Here is an 18,040-nt window from a genome sequence, read left to right on the forward strand (position 1 = left end):
GCATTGGTCGTCTTGCTTTGATTCCGGCAATTCGGGCTAAAGTTTGCGCCCCGTCGCCACAATGTACACTTCGCGCGAACGTAATCGCGAAGCGTCCGGCTTACGAATTTTTACTTTCGTAAACAGGGAGCGAATTTCCCGCAGGTATTCATCGAAGCCATCTCCCTGAAACACTTTCACGACAAAACTGCCGCCTGGGGCCAGGATATCCCGACACATTTCCAGCGCCAATTCTACCAAATACATCGAACGTGGAATATCAACCGCAGGTGTACCGCTCATGTTGGGTGCCATATCAGACATCACCACCTGCACCTTTTGGTCGCCAACGCGCTCCAGTAAGGCGTTAAGTACCGCCTCATCACGAAAGTCGCCCTGCAAAAAATCAACGCCGACAATCGGATCCATTGGTAACAGATCGCAAGCGATGATACGACCACTTGATCCGATAAGCTGAACCACATATTGCGACCAGCCGCCGGGTGCCGCACCGAGATCAACAACCGTCATCCCGGGTTTGAAAATCTTGTCACCCTGCTGAATTTCTTCAAGTTTAAACCAGGCACGCGAACGTAACCCTTTTTTCTGTGCCTGCAGCACATATTTATCGCTAAAGTGTTCCTGTAGCCAGCGACTGGAACTGGCCGAACGCTTTTTACCCGTCATAATTTTTCCAATTAAATCGTCATCGTAGCGATAAATCAGCACGCAATGGTCGCGTTGATTTGGCGATATACCCGAGATGGCGGTAGAATGAACCGTTTTCAATCCCTGAGTAAGCAAATAATACGATGAATCTGAGTACCAAACAAAAACAGCACCTGAAAGGCCTTGCCCATCCGCTTAAGCCGGTTGTCATGCTGGGCGGAAATGGCCTTACCGAAGGCGTGCTTGCCGAAATCGAACTGGCGCTCGAACATCACGAATTGATCAAGGTAAAAATTGCCTCGGAAGATCGTGAAACTAAGCAGCTGATCGTGGACGCTATCGTGCGTGAAACTAAAGCAGGCAACGTACAGGTAATCGGCAACACGCTGGTGCTGTATCGCCCTGCCAAAGAGCGTAAAATTACTCTTCCGCGTTAATCATGCCTTTAAAGGCGGCGACGGGCAAAGAAAGTGCCACGCTCCTGCATGTGATAAAAGGCCGCAATGCGGCCTTTTTCCTTTCTTTACAAAATGCAGCGACATATTGCAAAGCGTAGCAATATCTTAAAGGTATTCCACCTTCAGGACTTCATATTCCACATCCCCGCCTGGGGTTTTCACAATCGCGACATCGTCGGCTGATTTTCCAACCAATCCACGCGCCATCGGCGAATTCACTGAAATCAGGTTCTGCTTGAAGTCAGCTTCATCGTCACCCACGATGCGGTAGGTGAATTCTTCATCCGTATCCACATTAAGAATGGTAACGGTAGCGCCAAAAATCACGCGACCGCTTTTCGGCATGGCAGTCACATCAATGACTTGCGCATTGGAAAGCTTGGCTTCAATCTCCTGAATACGCCCCTCGCAGAAACCCTGTTCTTCGCGAGCCGCATGATATTCGGCATTCTCTTTCAAATCGCCGTGCTCACGGGCTGTGGCGATGGAGGCGATGATGCGCGGACGCTTCACAGTTTTCAGTTCGTTCAGCTCTTCGCGCAGCTTCTCAGCGCCTTTCAACGTCATCGGAATCTGATTCATTTTGGCTCCTCGTCATCTATCCTGGTTAACGGCGTCATCCTGACCGGTGACAGCAGAAAACAGCTTCTGCAGCGCGTTACCTCTTTTCACAAGCAAAAGAAGCCTGACCCGGAAAGCTTTCCGGGTCAGGTTCGGTTTTGCATTTTGATACGTATTTTACCCCAGAGTTCCCTGTGGGTCATCGTTTACTTTGCACCGTCCGGGGACGTAGTATTGACGCCCTCACCCGTCAGTTACCGCGAGATTATGCGATTTTCACGACTTGTTACCGGATTAACCTGTGCGTTTATGCTGCAGGCACAAGCAGCTCCCGTTGAAGAATACATGCAGTATTTGCCAGACGGCGCAAACCTGGCGCTGATGGTACAAAAAGTGGGCGCATCCACCCCGATAATCGATTATCACGGCAAACAGATGGCGTTACCGGCCAGCACCATGAAAGTGGTGACAGCGCTGGCGGCTTTATTAGAGCTCGGGCCCGATTTTCGTTTCCAGACCACCATGGAAACCAAAGGAGCGGTCAATGATGGCACCCTGAATGGCGATTTAGTGGCACGATTTGGCGGCGATCCTACGCTGAGCCGCCAGGATCTGCGCAACATGGTCACGGCGCTGAAAAAGCAGGGCATCACCCATATTAAGGGCAATCTGGTGATCGACACCTCGGTGTTCGCCAGCCACGATATGGCGCCAGGCTGGCCGTGGAACGATTTGACGCAGTGCTTCAGTGCGCCACCGGCAGCGGCCATCGTCGATAAAAACTGTTTCTCAGTATCGCTGTATAGCGCCAATACGCCGGGCGAAAACGCCTTTGTGCGTATCGCCTCCTATTATCCGGCCCACATGTTCAGTCAGGTGCGCACCATTGGCCGCAACAGCGGTGACGGACAATATTGCGAGCTGGATGTGGTGCCAGGCGAGCTCAATCGTTACACCTTAACCGGCTGCATGCGTCAACGTTCAGAGCCGCTACCGCTGGCCTTTGCCGTGCAGGATGGTGCTGCGTGGGCCGGTGAGATACTTAAAGCCGAGCTGCGCGCCGCCGATATTGATTACAGCGGTCATCTGGTTCGCCAGGCGCAAGTGACGTCGCCGGGTACCGTGTTGGCTTCAACGCAATCAGCGCCGCTGCACACGCTGCTGCACACTATGCTGAAGAAGTCGGACAACATGATTGCCGACACCGTGTTCCGCACCATCGGCCATCATTACTTCAATGTGCCGGGCACCTTCCGCGCGGGTTCAGATGCGGTACGTCGCATTCTGCGCGAAAAAGCCGGGGTCGATCTGGGCAACAGCATTCAGGTTGATGGTTCCGGGCTGTCGCGTCATGACCTGATCGCGCCAGAGACCATGATGCAAGTGCTGCAATACATTGCGAAAAATGATTCGACGCTGAATTACATTTCGATGCTGCCGCTGGCCGGTTACGACGGCACGCTGCAATATCGCGGCGGTCTGCATGAAGCAGGGCTGGATGGCAAAGTCTCGGCGAAAACCGGTTCGCTGCAGGGCGTCTATAATCTGGCAGGATTCATCACCACCTCCAGCGGCGCGCGCGTCGCCTTTGTCCAGTTCCTGTCCGGTTACGCGGTACCGCCGGAAAATCAGAAAACGCGCCGCATTCCGCTGGTACGTTTTGAGAGCCGCCTCTATACGGATATCAACAAGAACAACTGATGAAACTGCTAATCGTTGAAGATGATGCGCTGTTGCAATCGGGCCTTGCGCAGGCGTTAAGCTCGCAAGGCTACGCCATCGACTGCGCCAGTACCGCCGCAGAGAGCAACGCGCTGCTGCGTAGCGGTCAGTACAGCCTGATCGTGCTCGATCTCGGCTTGCCGGATCGCGATGGCGCATCACTGCTGCGACAATGGCGACGTGACGGCATTGCGGTGCCGGTACTGATCCTCACGGCGCGCGATGCGCTGGAGGATCGCGTTGATGGTCTGGATGCCGGCGCTGACGATTATCTGGTGAAGCCGTTTGCGTTGGTTGAACTGCAGGCACGCGTGCGGGCGCTGATCCGCCGTTATCAGGGCCACAGCGACAACCTGCTGCAACAGGGCGATCTGACGCTCAATCTCAGTTCACAACAGGTTTTGCTGGAAGATCAGCCGCTGGAGATCACGCCCAAAGAGTTCGCACTGCTCACCCGCTTACTGATGCGCGTGGGGCAAAACGTACACCGCGAAACGCTGCAACAGGATCTCTACAGCTGGAATGACGATCCCGGCTCGAACACTCTCGAAGTTCACATCCACAATTTGCGTCGCAAGCTCGGAAAAGATCGCATCAAAACCGTGCGCGGCGTCGGTTACCGTCTGGAAATCCGCGAATGAACAGCATGCGTCAGCGGTTATTGATTATGCTGGCGCTGATTCTCCTCACCTGTCAGGTGATGAGCGCCATCTGGCTGTGGCATGAAAGCCGCGAGCAGATCAGTTTTTTAGTCAACGAAACGCTCTCTGCACAGGCGCGTAACGATCGGGTAGAAAACGAGATCCGTGAAGCCATTGCCTCGTTGCTGCTGCCTTCCTTAGTCATGGTCGCCCTTACCTTACTGCTGTCGTTTTGGGCGATTAACTGGATTATTCGTCCGCTGAAATCGCTGCAGGACAGCCTTGCGCATCGTTCAGCGGATAATCTGACACCGTTGCCGATCTACTCCGAAATGGATGAAATCGTGGCGGTAACGACCTCGATCAACCAACTGTTTTCACGCCTCGATCACACGTTGCAGCAGGAGCGCCTGTTCACCGCCGATGCGGCGCACGAGCTGCGCACGCCGCTGGCCGGATTGCGCCTGCATCTCGAGCTGCTCCACCAGCAGAACGTGCCGCAGAGCGAGATGCTAATTGAACGTATCGATCAGTTGATGCATACCGTGGAACAGCTGTTGATGTTATCGCGCGCCGGGCAAGCGCTGGCGGGCGGTCACTATCAGCAGTTGCAGTGGCAACAGGACATCATGCAGCCGCTGGAGCCAGAAATGACCGAGCTGTATCAACAGCGTCAGCAAATCCTGCACTGGCCGCAGAACGACGATGTGCCGCAGCAAGGTGAAGCAGTGCTGCTGCGCCTGATGCTGCGCAATCTGCTGGAAAACGCCTCGCGCTACAGCCCGGAAGGCAGCGAAGTCATGGTGAAGATGCAGCAGGACCAGCAGCAGGTGATTATCGAAGTGTGGGATCAAGGCCCGGGTATTGAAGCCGCCGCTGCGGAAGAGCTAACACAGGCGTTTCGTCGTCGCGATCAGCGTTATGGCGGCAGCGGTTTGGGTTTGAATATCGTGCTGCGCATCGTGCAGATGCATCGCGGCAGGCTGGAGCTGGTGAACCGTGAAGATAGCAGCGGGCTGATTGCCCGCTGCTATTTACCGCATCAACTGATTGGTTAAACGCCGTTAGAAGTGGGTATTCAGGCTCATAAAGTAAGTACGACCAGATTCGTTGTAGGTATTCGCACCCGCTCCATACAGATAAGAGTTGGTGTTGGCGTTACCGGTGGTTTGCGCATTACCTTCGCGATAATGACGTTTATCGAACAGGTTATCGATGCCCACCGTGACGCTGGCGTACTTGTTGATATCGTAGGTACCGCTCATACCGATAATTGAGTAAGGACTTACTTTATCCGTTGCGCTGCCGGTCGAAAGATTCCCTTTGTAATCATACTTCTTCGGCGTCTGCGTGCCGTACCAGGTCAGCGTAGTTTGCAGCGACAGATCCTGCGTCGCCTGCCAGCTCAGCGTCGAATTCAGCGTGTATTCCGGAATCACCGATAAACGATCGCCGGTCTCTTTGTTCTTACTCTGCAGCATATAGGTGAAGTTGTTATTCCACATCACGCTGTCGGAGAACGGCACGTTGACGGTGCCTTCCAGCCCTTCCACCACCGCTTTCGGTACGTTTTCCCACTTATAAATATCTGTGGTGCCATTGGATGCTTTGCTCACTGGCGAGTAACCGGCTTCGATCTTGTTGCGATAATCGTTGCGGAACCAGGTTAAACCGGCCTGATAACCTTCGTGTTTCCACTCCAGACCAATCTCTTTATTGATGCTGTTTTCCGCTTTCAGGTCGCTGTTACCCTGCAGATAACAGGCGCCGGTGCTGGCCGCACAACCCTGACCGTTGCTGTACAACAAGTAGTTCGGGTTGGTCTGATACAGGCTCGGCGCTTTATAGGCGCGACCAATCCCCATCTTCAGCGTGAAGTCATCGCCCAAACCTTGTGACAGGTTGAGCGACGGGCTCCAGTTATTGCCAACAATCGAGTGATGATCGAAACGCAGACTTGGCGTCAGCATGGTGCTGTCGGTCAGCTCCATGTTGTCTTCCGCAAACAGTGAGAAAATCTCTGCCTGGGAATACGGGCTGCGACCGCTGTTATCGATGCCCGGCACCGCACCGTAGCTCGCCGCCTGCGTGTTGGAAGAGCCATCCTTCATGCGCTGCTGGTTCCATTCGGTACCCAGCGTCGCCGTTTGGTTAAACAGCAGCTCAAACGGAATGCTGACTTCGCTATGCAGCAGCACGTCATCCAGCTGAATGGTGTTGAAACCGCTGTTAGAGAAGATGCCTTCGGTGCCGCCGGCCAAACCTTCATTGATGCGCGAGTTGCGGGTTTTCTCGTAGCGCGCGTAGGTATTGGTGCTGACGCCGTTATCCCATGCGCCGGTCCATTTCAATGAGACGTTCTGGCGATACAGGCGGTTGGTTTCATCACCGTACAGACTTTTCACCAGCGCGCTGGTGTTGGTGTTCTGCGTATCACCCGCATACAGGTTGCCCTGACGGCTGTAACCGGCCTGCAGCTCTAGCGTCTGCATCGGTGCAAACGCCCAGCTCAGCAAAGCATTAATATCTTTATTAACCGAACCTTCACGACCGGCCGGATAGCTGCCCGCATAGCTGCCAGTGCGCGCCGCCGCATGCCCTTCGTTGATGTCATAGGCATCGGCCTGGGTTTTGGCTAAACCACCGTACAAACGCAAGTTGAAATCATCGCCCAGCGGCCCTTCGAGACTGAAGTTAGTGCGCTTAGTGGCGCCTTCCGCTTTATGTTCCGGCACGTTGTAATAGGTGTTCCAGGAACCGTGCCACTGCTGATCGGTCTGTTTTTTGGTGATGATATTCACCACACCGCCCGCCGCGCCGTTACCGTAACGCACCGCCGCAGGTCCGCGAATCACGTCGATGTGATCGATCATCTCCGGCGGCACCCAGTTGGTGTCGCCACGCGTATCACGCTCGCCACGCCAGCCAAGGCGCACCGAGTTGCGGCTGGTGATCGGCATGCCGTCCACCATGATCAAGGTGTTTTCCGGGCCCATACCACGAATATCGATCTGGCGATTGTTACCGCGCTGGCCGCTGGTGGAGTTGCCTGTCAGGTTAACGCCTGGCATGGTACGGATAATTTCAGACACATCACGCGCAGGCGGATGTTTTTTGATTTCGTCGGCAGTAATGGTTGAGACGCCCGGCGCTTGCAGGTTCTGCTGCTGCGCGGTGACCATCAAGGTGCCGCCGTCCATTGATTGTGCGTCAGTCGTGCTGGCTGAGGTTTTGCTGGAGGAAGTCTCTGCTGCCCAGGCGCCGCTGGAAAGCAGTGAGGCGCTGAGCCCCATTTCAATCAGAATGGCTAACGATAACCGTGAGTAATTTTTCATTTTATACGTTCCTGGATGGCCAGCAAAAAGCCGTTGGATGCTTAACTGGCGAGCCGGTGAGAAGATCCCTGTCCATATCGCGCCCAGTTCCAGACCCTTCAAACCATCCGTAGCGCAACCTTACCGAACGGTAAGCCTCTGGCGGAACAGGCGTGCTCATTTTTGAGCGCAGTCACCCTATTGCAAATGCAAATTATTATCAATAGTATTATTCATCAAGCTTGTAAATCTCCGCGTAAACACCGACTGGCAGCCCTATGACCTGGCGAAATGATGTAACCGGCAGTGCAGCCTGGTGGCAGGCGCAACAATCCCAAGGCATTCCCCGCATTGAGTTAGCAGACGATGGCCAATGTCAGGTCACCTTCTTCTGGCGTGATCCGCAAGGCGATGAGACGCAATCATCGACCCAGCGCGTATGGATTAACATTACCGGCGTGACCGATCACCACCAGCGCCGCCCGCCGCAGTCGTTAATGCGTGTGGCGGGCACCAACGTCTGGTATTGGCAGACCTCGCTGCCCGCCAACTGGCGCGGCAGTTACTGTTTGATGCCCGATGAACAGGCCACGGACTTCACTGGCGTTGCCGACATGTCCACGCTGCGCAACTGGTGGCGCGACAAATTCCCGACGGCGCAGGCCGATCCTTTGAACAGCTTACGTGGCTGGTCCGGTGGCCGCGGCATGGGCGTTTCGCCGCTGCATCTGCCCCACGCGCCCGATCAACAGCTGTGGCAAGCGGTGGATAACGGCACAGCGCCAACCCTTGAACTGCAACAGCAGCAATGGGATAGCGCGCTATTAGGCAACAGCCGCAAGGTGTGGATTTACACCACCGGCGCAGCCAATCCCGCACAGCGTCCGCTGGCCATCATGCTTGACGGGCAATTCTGGGCGCACAGCATGCCGATTGCCGGACCGCTGCAGCAGCTCACTGATGCCGGTTCTTTGCCGCCAGCGGTGTATCTGTTTATCGACATCATTGACCGCGAACACCGCAGCCGCGAGCTGCCGTGTAACGCGCAGTTTTGGCAAGCCATTCAGCAAGAACTGTTACCGCAAGTTGCACAATCAACGCCTTATCGCCAGCAGGCGGACAGTACCATCGTCGCCGGACAAAGCTTTGGCGGCCTGGCGTCGGTGTTTGCCGCGCTGCACTGGCCGGAAACCTTTGGCAACGCGCTCAGCTTATCGGGCTCCTTCTGGTGGCCGGAACGCGGCAATCCGCACGGCTGGCTGCTGCAGGCGCTGGATAACGGTCTTGCACCGCGTCAACCGCTGCGTTTCTGGCTCGAAGCGGGCAAACGCGAAGGCTTGATTCTGCAAGCTAATCAACAACTTCAACAGCAGCTTAGCGCTGCCGGCTATCAGGTGAATTACCTGCCGGTGGAAGGCGGCCATGACGCGCTCTGTTGGCGCGGCGGCCTGCTGAATGGCCTGCAAGCGCTGTGGAGCAAACCGGAGCATCCATGTCCGAATCCCTGATGAATAAGCCTATGACCGACCAACAAACCTTGCCGTTAGTCGCGGCACAGCCCGGCATCTGGATTGCCGATCAGCTGTCACCTCATCACAACGCTTACGCGGTGGCGCACTTTGTCGAACTGCGCGGTGAGATTGATAGCGCCCTGTTGGCGCAGGCGATCGTTGCGGGCATGCAGGAAGCCGACACGCTGAATATGGCCTTTGGTGAGGTGGAAGGCGAAGCCTTGCAGTGGCCGCAGCCACACGCCTTTAGCCTGCCGCAGATTGTCGATTTGCGCGCGGAGGCCGATGCGCCCGCCAAAGCGCGCGCGCTGATGCGTGACGACATGAATGGCGATCTGCGCGTATTGAGCGGCGCAAAGCTGTGGCATCACCGCCTGTTCCGTCTCGACGATCAGCATTGGTTTTGGTATCAGCGCTACCATCATTTGGTGGTGGATGGCTTCAGCTTTACCGCACTGACGCGCCGCATCGCCAATCTCTACAGCGCGGCCGTACGCCAGCAAGCTGCTGAACCGACGCCGTTTATTCCGTTTAGCGAAGTGGTGGACGAGTATCAGCGCTACCGCGAATCCTCCTCTTTTGCGCGTGACAGCCAGTTCTGGCGCGAAAAAGGGGCGGCGCTGCCCTCACCGGCTTCGCTCTCGCCGCTGCCGCTCGCCGGTCAACACGCCAGCACCGATCTGCTGCGCCATAGCGTTACGCTGGATCGCAGCACCTTCCAGACGCTGGTGCAGCAGCATCCGCACGCCAGCGCGGCCGATCTCGCCTTTGCGCTGGTGGCGCTGTGGCTGGCGCGTCTCAGCGGGCAAAACGACTTTGCCGCTGGCTTCATCTTTATGCGCCGCATCGGCTCGGCCGCCTTGTGCGCCACCGGTCCGGTGATCAACGTATTGCCGATGGCAATCCATTACGATCCCGTGCAGCCGATCGGCGCGCTCGCCGCGCAGCTCGCGGGTGAAGTGAAAAAGATGCGTCGTCATCAGCGCTATGACGCCGAACAGGTGCAGCGCGATCTCGGCCGCCTCGGCGATGGCGATCCGCTGTACGGTCCGGTGATCAACCTGAAGATGTTTGACTACCAGCTCGATTTCGCTGGCGTGGAAGGCATCACCCATCAACTGGCGTCCGGGCCGGTGCGCGATCTGGAGATCGCCATTTACATCAGCGAGCACGGTGAACTGACGCTGGAGCTGCTGGCCAATGCCGAACGCTATAGCGAACAAACCTTGCAGCGTCATGCCAGCCGCTTTGCCCTGCTGCTCGATCAGCTGGCGCAACAGCCGCAGCGGCCGTGCGGCGAACTCGATCTGCTCACTGCCGAAGAGCATGCGCAGATTGCCGCAATCAACCAAACCGCCTATCCGCTGCCAGCAGAAACGCTGGCATCACTGTTAGCGCAGCAGGCGGCACGCACCCCCGATGCACCGGCGCTGGCCGATGCGCAGCATCAGCTTAGCTATCGCGCGATGCAACAGCAGGTGTTTGCGCTGGCCGCCGATCTCAGCGCCGCCGGCGTGCAGCGTGGCGATATTGTCGCCGTGGCGCTGCCGCGTTCAGTGCAGCTCTCCCTGGCGCTGCAGGCGATTGTTTCGCTCGGCGCTGCCTATTTGCCGCTTGATACGGGTTATCCGGATGACCGCTTACAGCTGATGCTGGAAGACGCCGCGCCAAAAACGCTGATCACCTGCGCAGCGCTCAGCGCACGTTTCAGCGCCATCGCGTCGGTCAATCAACTGCATTTTGATGTGCTGTATCACAATGCCCATGCACCGCAGCCGGCCAGCGCGCCGACGCCGCAGGATGGCGCCTACATCATTTACACCTCAGGTTCGACCGGTCGCCCTAAAGGCGTGCTGGTGGGGCATGAAGCCATCGTCAATCGCCTGTTGTGGATGCAGGATCGCTATCCGCTGCAAGCCGACGACGTGGTGCTGCAAAAAACCCCGAGCAGCTTCGACGTTTCGGTGTGGGAATTCTTCTGGCCGCTGCTGGTCGGTGCGCAGTTGGTGATGGCACCGCCAGAAGCCCATCGCGACCCGGAAGCGCTGCAGCAGCTGTTTGCCCGCTACCAAGTCACCACCACGCATTTCGTCCCCTCAATGCTGGCGGCCTTTGTCGCGGCGCTGGACGATCAACCGGCAATTGCCTGCTGCGCCAGCCTGCGTAACGTGTTCTGCAGCGGTGAAGCACTGCCGACGGATTTATCGCGCGAGTGGGAAAAACTGACGCGCGTGCCGCTGCACAATCTGTATGGCCCAACCGAAGCGGCGGTGGATGTCAGCTGGTATCCGGCGTTTGGTGCTGCCCTGGCCGCCGTCGAAGGTGCCAGCGTGCCGATTGGTTTCCCGGTGTGGAACACCGGCCTGCGCATCCTTGATGCCCGCATGCAGCCGGTGCCGCCGGGCGTGGCGGGCGATCTCTACTTAACCGGCGTGCAGCTGGCGCATGGCTATCTTGGCCGTCCCGATCTCACCGCCAGCCGCTTTATCGCCGATCCTTTCATGCCCGGCGAGCGCATGTATCTCACCGGCGACGTGGCGCGCTGGCTGGATAACGGTGCGGTGGAATATCTCGGTCGCAGCGACGATCAGCTGAAGATCCGCGGTCAGCGTATCGAACTGAATGAGATCGATCATGTGCTCAGCGCGCAGCCCGGCATTGAGCAGGCGGTCACACACGCGGTGGTGCTTGGCGGCACGGCAGCGCAAGGTGATGCGCGTCAGCTGGTTGGCTACGTGATTGCCGGGCAGCCGGTTGATAGCGACGCGCTGCGTCAGGCGCTGGCGCAACGCTTGCCCGCGCATATGGTGCCGGTAGCCATTGTGCAGCTCGATGCCTTCCCGCTCAGCAGCAATGGCAAGCTGGATCGCAAAGCGCTGCCGTTGCCCGCATCCGCCGGCGCCAGTGCGGGACGTGCACCGCACGCTGGGCTGGAAACCACCTTAGCTAATGCTTTCTGTCAGCTGCTGGCGCGCGAGGAAATCAGCGCGCAGGATGACTTTTTCGCCCTCGGCGGCCATTCGCTGCTGGCGATGCGCTTAGCGGCGCAGCTGCGCCGTGAGCTGCAACAGCCGGTGTCGGTGGGACAAATCATGGTGGCCTCCACGGTGGAGAAGCTGGCAACGCTGCTCAGTGATACGCAGTCACATCAGCAAGCCGGTTTCGAAGTGGTGCTGCCGCTGCGTCAGGGCAACGGACCAACGCTGTTCTGCTTCCATCCGGCGTCAGGGTTTGCCTGGCAATTCAGCATCCTGCAGCGTTATCTCGATGCGCGCTGGTCGCTGGTCGGCATTCAGTCGCCGGATATCAGTAGCCCGCTGAACCAAAGCGCGCATCTGGATGACGTGTGCGACGCCCATCTGCAAACCCTGCGCGACGTGCAGCCGCACGGACCTTACTATTTCCTCGGCTATTCGCTTGGCGGAACCCTGGCGCAGGGCATCGCGGCACGGCTGGAAGCGGCCGGTGAAGAGGTGGCGTTCCTCGGCCTGCTGGATACCTGGCCACCAGAAACGCAAAACTGGGATGAGAAACGCGGCGAGAACGTGCTGGATCCGGCGGTGCTGGAAGAGGTGAACCGCGAACGCGAGCAGTTTATCGCCGCGCAGCGCCATCAGGCCGGTGAAGAGATGCGTGCGATGTTCGACACCATCGAGGCCAACTACGCCAGTTCGGTGCGCCTGCTGGCGACCGCACGCAGCGCGCGTTTCAACGGTCGCGCCACGCTGTTCCTCGCCGAACAGACGCAGCAGCCAGGACAAGATGCGCGCCGCGCCTGGGCGCCGTATATCGGTGAACTGGAAGTGTGGCCGATGGATTGCGCCCACGTGGAGATCATTTCACCGCAGATGTTTGAGCAGATTGGGCCGTTGTTGCAGCGGTTGTTGCAATAGCGATTTTTCCCTCACCCTAACCCTCTCCAGCAAGCGGGAGAGGGAACAATCAGGAGCCGCTGGCGGGAGAGGGAATGTTTAGGTGTGGTAACGGGTGTAACATACAAGCTGGGGCGGCCCCTTCTCCCGCAAGCGGGAGAAGGCTGGGATGAGGGCCCACGCGCACCGTGTTTAATTATTCCCCGCGCCCCAGCGGCACAATCATCGGCGTATGCGCCACCGGATCGTCCACAATCACGCAGCGCAAGCCATACACCTGCTCGATCAACGCGGGCGTCACAATCTCCGACGGCTTCCCTTCGGCAACAATCCTGCCGTCACGCATCGCAATCAAATGCGTGGCATAGCGACAAGCGTGATTAAGATCGTGCAGCACCACCACCAGCGTTCGCCCATGCTGTTGATTCAGCTCCTGCATCAATTCCAGCAGCTCAATTTGATGGGTGATATCCAGCCAGGTGGTCGGTTCATCCAGCAGCAGCAGCGGCGTTTCCTGCGCCAGCACCATGGCAATCCACACGCGCTGACGCTGACCGCCCGATAACGTATCCACCGACTGCTGGGCCAAATCGGCCACGCCGGTGGCGCGCATCGCGTTCTGCACCGCCACTTCATCTTCCGCACGCCAGCGTCCAAACAGCGCCTGATGCGGATAACGTCCGCGCGCCACCAGCTCGGTGACGCTGATGCCCGCCGGCGCGTTGGAACTTTGCGGCAGCAAACCCAAACGCCGCGCCACTTCTTTGGTGGGATAGCTGGCAATGGCCGCGCCATCCAGCAACACCTCACCTTTTAACGGCTTATGCAAGCGACTCAACGTGCGCAGCAGCGTCGATTTTCCGCAGGCGTTAGGGCCGATAATCACCGTCAGCTCACCTTGCGGAATCGTCACTGACAGATTCTCTGCCACCACCTTTTTGTCATAGCCCAGCGTCAGGCTATCGCCGCGCAGACGTGAAGGGATATCGGTCATTGGCGTCGCGCCTCCCGCACCAGTAAAGCAATCAGATAAAGTCCACCGAGAATGACGGTTATCACGCCAACCGGTAATTGATAAGGCAGGAACAGATGCTGTGCGGCGAAGTCTGCGGCAATCAATAACAGCGCGCCGCACAGCGCCGCCAGCGGCAAGGCACCTTTAACGCCGCCGCCAAGACGACGGGCAATCTGCGGCGCCAGCAGCGCGACAAACGAAATCGGCCCGACCAGCGCGGTTGACGCCGCCGTGAGCACCACGCCAATCAGCATCAGCCACATGCGGCTGCGCTCCACCGGCACGCCAAGCGCGCAGGCGGTATCGTCGCCCATCTCTAGCAAACGCATCCGCCGCGCCAGCAGCGCCATCAACAGTAACGCCAGCAGCAGCACCGCAATCACCGGCGGCGTTTTCGCCCAGGTAATGCCGTTGAGCGATCCGGCGCTCCACAAACCCGCACTCAGCGCCGACTCCAGCGAGGCGCTGATAATCAGCCAGGAATTCAACGCCATCAGCAGCGCGCGCACGCTGATGCCGACGATAATCAGCCGGAAGGTCTCTACGCCGTTGCGCCAGGCAAACAGATAGACCATCGCCGCCGTGGCGATGCCGCCAATCAACGCTGCGCCGGTCATCGCCGTGACGCTTTGATTAAATAGCACCAGCGCCACCAGCACGCCGCTGTAAGCGCCGGTGTTGAAACCGAGAATGTCCGGGCTGCCAAGCGGATTACGCAGCAGCGACTGGAAAATCGCGCCGCTGATGCCTAACGCCGCACCAATCAGCAGCGCCATTAGCACGCGCGGCAAGCGCCATTCCAGCACGATCAGTTTGACGTTGCTGGCGCCCTGCCCGAGCAGAATTTGCCAGATTTGATCACTGCTGATCTGCAATGCACCGCGCGTCATCGCCAGATAAGCCAGCAGAGCGCAGGCGCACAGCAGCCAAAGCGTATGTAACCCGACACGACGCGTCATAGTGCACCCCGGCCCAATTTACGGCGCACCAGCACAATCAGCATCGGCGCACCGAGCATCGCCGTGACGATGGAAACCCGCAGCTCACCCGCCACCAGCAGGCGGCCAAGGATATCGGCGGCGAGCAGCAAAATCGGCGTGATTAGCGCGGTCGCAGGCAGCATCCAGCGGTGATCGTTGCCCACCAGCCAGCGGGCAAAGTGCGGCGTCATCAAACCGACAAAGGCAATCGGGCCCACCGCTGCCGTGGCTGCGCCGCACAGCAGCGCAATCGCCAGCAGGCCCAGCAGTTGGGTGCGCGCCACCCGCGTACCGAGCGCGGTCGCCATGTCGCCACCCATACTCAAACTGTTCAGCGCCTGCGATAGCGCAATGGCGACCACACTGCCGATCAGCACTGCTGGGAACAGCGTGCGCAGCGTAGTGAAATTGCGAATATCCAGCGAGCCGCTGTGCCAGAAGCGCAGATGATCGTAAATATCGGGATTGAGCAGCGACAGGCCAGAGGTTAATCCTTCCAGCACCGCGCCCAGCGCCACGCCGGCCAGCGTCAGACGCACCGGATTGACGCGCCCGCCGCCAATCGCGCCGGTCATCGCCACCAGCACGGACGCCAGCAGCGCGCCGCCAAAGGCGAAGCCGAGCCAATCCACCGGCGAGTCAGCACCGAACAGCGCAATGCCAATCACTACCGCGAAACCTGCTCCGGCGTTGACGCCAAGAATGCCGGGATCGGCCAGCGGATTGCGCGTTAGGCTCTGCATCAACGCACCGGCGAGGCCGAGCGCCACGCCCGCCAGCAAACCGGCCAGCGTACGCGGCAGGCGCGCGTCACGCACGATGACGCACTCCGCGCTGTGACAGGAGGTGGTAAGCGAATGATAAACATCGGGGAGCGGTATCGATTTTGCCCCCAGCATTAAGCTGAGCGCGATGAGGAGCAAGAGCAGAATCCCTGAGCCTGCTAATGCACGAATCTGGCGCATAGCGTTCTAAACCTTCACTGTTCAACGTCGTCGCATGCGCGATGTAACTTGATAATGGTTATCGTTATTACTCGCGTTTAGCTATGTTACCATGACTCGCCTCGCGGACGATGAGGAAAATTGGTGCAATAAGGCGAACACATGAACAAATCTTCCCACTTTATCGATCTCTCGCTGCTGAAAACCCATCCGGCTTTTCGCGCGGTGTTTATCGCGCGTTTTATCTCGATTGTCGCGCTCGGCATGCTCGCCGTGGCGGTGCCGGTGCAGATTCAGCACATGACCCATTCACCGCTGCTGGTGGGCTTGGCGGTGACGCTGGCCGCTGCCGGCATGTTTATCGGCCTGCTCACCGGCGGCGTTTTGGCGGATCGCCATGAACGCAAAAAGCTGATTTTGTTTGCCCGATCCACCTGCGGCTTAGGTTTTATCGCGCTGGCCATTAACGCCGCGCTGCCAGAACCCTCTCTGATCGCGGTTTATCTGCTGGGTTTCTGGGATGGTTTTTTCGGCGCGATTGGCGTCACCGCGCTGCTGGCGGCGACGCCCGCGCTGGTCGGTAGGGAAAACATTATGCAGGCGGGCGCTATCACCATGTTGACGGTGCGCTTCGGCTCCATTTTATCGCCCGCGATTGCCGGTCTGGTGATTGCTCACGGCGGCGTGACGTGGAACTACGCACTCGCTGCCTTTGGCACCTTACTTACCGTGTTAACGCTGCTGAAATTGCCCACTTTGCCGCCGCCGCCACAACCGCGTGAACATCCGTTGAAATCCCTCGCCGCTGGCGTGCAGTTTCTTTTCGCCAGTCCGATTGTCGGCATGGTGGCGCTGATTGGCGCATTAGTCACGCTGGCCAGCGCGGTGCGCGTGCTCTATCCGTCGCTCGCGCCGCATTGGTCTGTAAGCGCTGACCAGCTTGGCCTGATGTATGCCGCCGTGCCGCTCGGCGCAGCTATCGGCGCGTTCACCAGCGGTAAACTAAAACACGCCGCGCGTCCCGGACAGCTGGTGCTCGGCAGTGCGATTGCAGCATTTGTCGCGCTGGGTTTGTTTAGCCTGATGCCGAACCTGCCGCTGGCGTTAGCCTGTTTAGTCGCTTTCGGTTACTTCAGCGCCATCAACAGCCTGGTGCAGTACGCGATGATTCAGGCATTAACGCCAGATCATCTGTTAGGCCGCATCAACGGCTTGTGGACCGCGCAGAACGTGACCGGCGATGCGATTGGTGCGGCGGTGATTGGTGCGATGGGTTCATGGTTGCTGCCACCGCAGGCCGCCGCGGTATTTGGCTTTACGGCGGCGCTGCTCGGCATCGTGATGTGGTGGGTGATGGGCCGTTTACGTCGTTACCATCCGCCAGCACCGGAGCTGACGGAACAGGCATCATGATTTAACGAACAGCTTCTCCAGGCGCGCCAGCAGATTGCTGGCGCTGTAGTAATCAAGACGGAAGGAATCGACGCCCAGCTCGTAAACCTGCTTGCCCTGCACCGCCGCGTTTTGTGCAAGGAACGGATTGTTCAACACCGATTGCGTGGTTTTATCGTCAGCGGCGAACAGCAGGAAGGTTTTACCGGTCAGGCCGCTGGCAACGTTTTCGCCTGACAGCTGAATGATGTCTTTGCGCTGTCCCATGCTGTGTCCCTGCTCAACCGTCGCCGGTGGCGTTGCCAGGGTGAAGCCAAGTTGTTCCAGCAGCTTGCCCTGCGCCGAAGCCGCGGTCCACACATTGACTGCGCGTCCGCCGCCGTTCCATACCATGGCGGAGACCGGCTGCGGTGGCAGCGTGATGGCTTTTTTCAGCGCCGCTTCACGATCGTCGAAAGCTTTAATGCGCTGCGCCGCCTGCGCTTCATGCCCGGTCGCCTGGCCTAACTGCGTGACGACCTCCTGCCAGCTTTTGTCGTCGTAATTGACCACCAGCGTCGGTGCAATAGCCGAAAACTGTTCGGCGAGCTTGATGGCAGAATCGTTGCCGGTGGCGCTGACGATAATCAGATCCGGCGCTTGCGCGGCAACCGCTTCGGCATTCGGCTCACCGATGTACAGGCGTTGAAGATGTTGCTTTTTGGCAACATCGCTCCACTGGCGGAAGAAACCCTGATCGTCGGCCAGGCGACTGTTCGGCGCAGTCGCGCCGGAAGCAATCACCGGCGCATCAATGGCCAGCAGCGATCCGGTCAGCGTGACGCTGGTCGAGACAATGCGCTGCGGCGCGTGATTGAGCGTGATCGATCCGTTGGCACCCTGAACGGTGCGCGGCCAACCCTGTTCGGCATGAGCGACGCTGGTGAAAATCTGGAAAACACCTATAAGGGCTGCAATGCCCCAAAAACCGCATTTATTCATA

Annotated in this window: 14 protein-coding genes; 7 read left to right on the forward strand and 7 right to left on the reverse strand. The window is 58.4% G+C overall.

All coding sequences use genetic code 11. From position 1 onward, the window contains the following. Nucleotides 1-36: 36 nt before the first annotated feature. Entirely contained in the window at nt 37-666 is a 630-nt protein-coding gene (rlmE, locus tag KVT28_RS15795) for a 23S rRNA (uridine(2552)-2'-O)-methyltransferase RlmE (protein WP_007886684.1), read from the reverse strand. A gap of 125 nt (nt 667-791) precedes the next feature. Here rlmE and yhbY point away from each other — a divergent pair, with 125 nt between their 5' ends. Then, the gene (gene yhbY, locus KVT28_RS15800) at nt 792-1,085 is read left to right on the forward strand and encodes a ribosome assembly RNA-binding protein YhbY (RefSeq protein WP_007886683.1); all 294 of its coding nucleotides are present in this window, start codon (nt 792-794) and stop codon (nt 1,083-1,085) included. Nucleotides 1,086-1,211: 126 nt separating this feature from the next. On the opposite strand, the gene greA is transcribed toward yhbY, so the two are convergent. After that, entirely contained in the window at nt 1,212-1,688 is a 477-nt protein-coding gene (gene greA / locus KVT28_RS15805) for a transcription elongation factor GreA (RefSeq protein WP_217549216.1), read from the reverse strand. A gap of 246 nt (nt 1,689-1,934) precedes the next feature. On the opposite strand from greA, the gene dacB reads away from it, so the two are divergent. The 3 genes from dacB to pmrB are packed head-to-tail and all read left to right on the forward strand — an operon-like array spanning nt 1,935 to nt 5,088. Next, entirely contained in the window at nt 1,935-3,368 is a 1,434-nt protein-coding gene (dacB, locus tag KVT28_RS15810; RefSeq protein ID WP_137386837.1) for a serine-type D-Ala-D-Ala carboxypeptidase, read from the forward strand. Then, nucleotides 3,368-4,030 (forward strand): two-component system response regulator PmrA, encoded by a 663-nt coding sequence (gene pmrA, locus KVT28_RS15815; protein ID WP_101762257.1) that lies wholly within the window; start codon nt 3,368-3,370, stop codon nt 4,028-4,030. Before dacB ends, pmrA begins: the two co-directional genes overlap by 1 nt. Beyond that, the gene (gene pmrB / locus KVT28_RS15820; RefSeq protein ID WP_217549218.1) at nt 4,027-5,088 is read left to right on the forward strand and encodes a two-component system sensor histidine kinase PmrB; all 1,062 of its coding nucleotides are present in this window, start codon (nt 4,027-4,029) and stop codon (nt 5,086-5,088) included. Before pmrA ends, pmrB begins: the two co-directional genes overlap by 4 nt. A gap of 6 nt (nt 5,089-5,094) precedes the next feature. Here pmrB and KVT28_RS15825 read toward each other — a convergent pair whose 3' ends face one another. Further along, complete coding sequence (locus tag KVT28_RS15825) at nt 5,095-7,365, reverse strand: TonB-dependent siderophore receptor (protein ID WP_217549219.1); 2,271 nt, start codon at nt 7,363-7,365, stop codon at nt 5,095-5,097. A 257-nt stretch (nt 7,366-7,622) separates the two neighbouring features. Between KVT28_RS15825 and fes the strand changes: the two genes are divergently transcribed. Together fes and KVT28_RS15835 are read left to right on the forward strand one after the other, a co-directional pair. Beyond that, nucleotides 7,623-8,852 (forward strand): enterochelin esterase, encoded by a 1,230-nt coding sequence (gene fes, locus KVT28_RS15830; protein WP_217549221.1) that lies wholly within the window; start codon nt 7,623-7,625, stop codon nt 8,850-8,852. Then, nucleotides 8,837-12,748, forward strand: a complete 3,912-nt coding sequence (locus KVT28_RS15835) for an enterobactin synthase subunit F (RefSeq protein WP_217549223.1) — start codon at nt 8,837-8,839, stop codon at nt 12,746-12,748. Before fes ends, KVT28_RS15835 begins: the two co-directional genes overlap by 16 nt. A gap of 175 nt (nt 12,749-12,923) precedes the next feature. Here the strand turns inward: KVT28_RS15835 and KVT28_RS15840 are convergent, their stop codons facing one another. Genes KVT28_RS15840 through fepD form a run of 3 tightly spaced genes read right to left on the reverse strand, consistent with a single transcriptional unit; the run spans nt 12,924 to nt 15,687 of the window. Beyond that, on the reverse strand, nt 12,924-13,721 hold the full coding sequence (locus KVT28_RS15840; protein WP_217549225.1) for an ATP-binding cassette domain-containing protein: 798 nt from the start codon (nt 13,719-13,721) through the stop codon (nt 12,924-12,926). After that, nucleotides 13,718-14,701, reverse strand: coding sequence for an iron-enterobactin ABC transporter permease (gene fepG / locus KVT28_RS15845; protein WP_217549227.1), 984 nt, complete (start codon nt 14,699-14,701; stop codon nt 13,718-13,720). The genes KVT28_RS15840 and fepG overlap by 4 nt, the downstream gene beginning before the upstream one ends. Next, on the reverse strand, nt 14,698-15,687 hold the full coding sequence (gene fepD / locus KVT28_RS15850) for a Fe(3+)-siderophore ABC transporter permease (RefSeq protein ID WP_192235870.1): 990 nt from the start codon (nt 15,685-15,687) through the stop codon (nt 14,698-14,700). The genes fepG and fepD overlap by 4 nt, the downstream gene beginning before the upstream one ends. A gap of 141 nt (nt 15,688-15,828) precedes the next feature. Between fepD and entS the strand changes: the two genes are divergently transcribed. Next, on the forward strand, nt 15,829-17,079 hold the full coding sequence (entS, locus tag KVT28_RS15855) for an enterobactin transporter EntS (RefSeq protein WP_192235872.1): 1,251 nt from the start codon (nt 15,829-15,831) through the stop codon (nt 17,077-17,079). Here the strand turns inward: entS and fepB are convergent. Continuing rightward, the gene (gene fepB / locus KVT28_RS15860; protein WP_210080947.1) at nt 17,074-18,039 is read right to left on the reverse strand and encodes a Fe2+-enterobactin ABC transporter substrate-binding protein; all 966 of its coding nucleotides are present in this window, start codon (nt 18,037-18,039) and stop codon (nt 17,074-17,076) included. The genes entS and fepB overlap by 6 nt on opposite strands. Nucleotide 18,040: the final 1 nt, after the last annotated feature.

The organism is Pantoea sp. GbtcB22, assembly GCF_019091025.1.
In the GTDB taxonomy this organism is placed as follows: domain Bacteria; phylum Pseudomonadota; class Gammaproteobacteria; order Enterobacterales; family Enterobacteriaceae; genus Pantoea; species Pantoea leporis.

What these genes read in the sequence shown, in the direction of transcription:
- fepD (WP_192235870.1), bottom strand. Translation starts at nt 15,687, where the DNA reads ATGCGCCAGATTCGTGCATTAGCAGGCTCAGGGATTCTGCTCTTGCTC.
- greA (WP_217549216.1), bottom strand. Translation starts at nt 1,688, where the DNA reads ATGAATCAGATTCCGATGACGTTGAAAGGCGCTGAGAAGCTGCGCGAA.
- yhbY (WP_007886683.1), top strand. Translation starts at nt 792, where the DNA reads ATGAATCTGAGTACCAAACAAAAACAGCACCTGAAAGGCCTTGCCCAT.
- fepG (WP_217549227.1), bottom strand. Translation starts at nt 14,701, where the DNA reads ATGACGCGTCGTGTCGGGTTACATACGCTTTGGCTGCTGTGCGCCTGC.
- rlmE (WP_007886684.1), bottom strand. Translation starts at nt 666, where the DNA reads ATGACGGGTAAAAAGCGTTCGGCCAGTTCCAGTCGCTGGCTACAGGAA.
- pmrB (WP_217549218.1), top strand. Translation starts at nt 4,027, where the DNA reads ATGAACAGCATGCGTCAGCGGTTATTGATTATGCTGGCGCTGATTCTC.
- KVT28_RS15840 (WP_217549225.1), bottom strand. Translation starts at nt 13,721, where the DNA reads ATGACCGATATCCCTTCACGTCTGCGCGGCGATAGCCTGACGCTGGGC.
- KVT28_RS15835 (WP_217549223.1), top strand. Translation starts at nt 8,837, where the DNA reads ATGTCCGAATCCCTGATGAATAAGCCTATGACCGACCAACAAACCTTG.
- entS (WP_192235872.1), top strand. Translation starts at nt 15,829, where the DNA reads ATGAACAAATCTTCCCACTTTATCGATCTCTCGCTGCTGAAAACCCAT.
- fes (WP_217549221.1), top strand. Translation starts at nt 7,623, where the DNA reads ATGACCTGGCGAAATGATGTAACCGGCAGTGCAGCCTGGTGGCAGGCG.
- pmrA (WP_101762257.1), top strand. Translation starts at nt 3,368, where the DNA reads ATGAAACTGCTAATCGTTGAAGATGATGCGCTGTTGCAATCGGGCCTT.
- KVT28_RS15825 (WP_217549219.1), bottom strand. Translation starts at nt 7,365, where the DNA reads ATGAAAAATTACTCACGGTTATCGTTAGCCATTCTGATTGAAATGGGG.
- fepB (WP_210080947.1), bottom strand. Translation starts at nt 18,039, where the DNA reads ATGAATAAATGCGGTTTTTGGGGCATTGCAGCCCTTATAGGTGTTTTC.
- dacB (WP_137386837.1), top strand. Translation starts at nt 1,935, where the DNA reads ATGCGATTTTCACGACTTGTTACCGGATTAACCTGTGCGTTTATGCTG.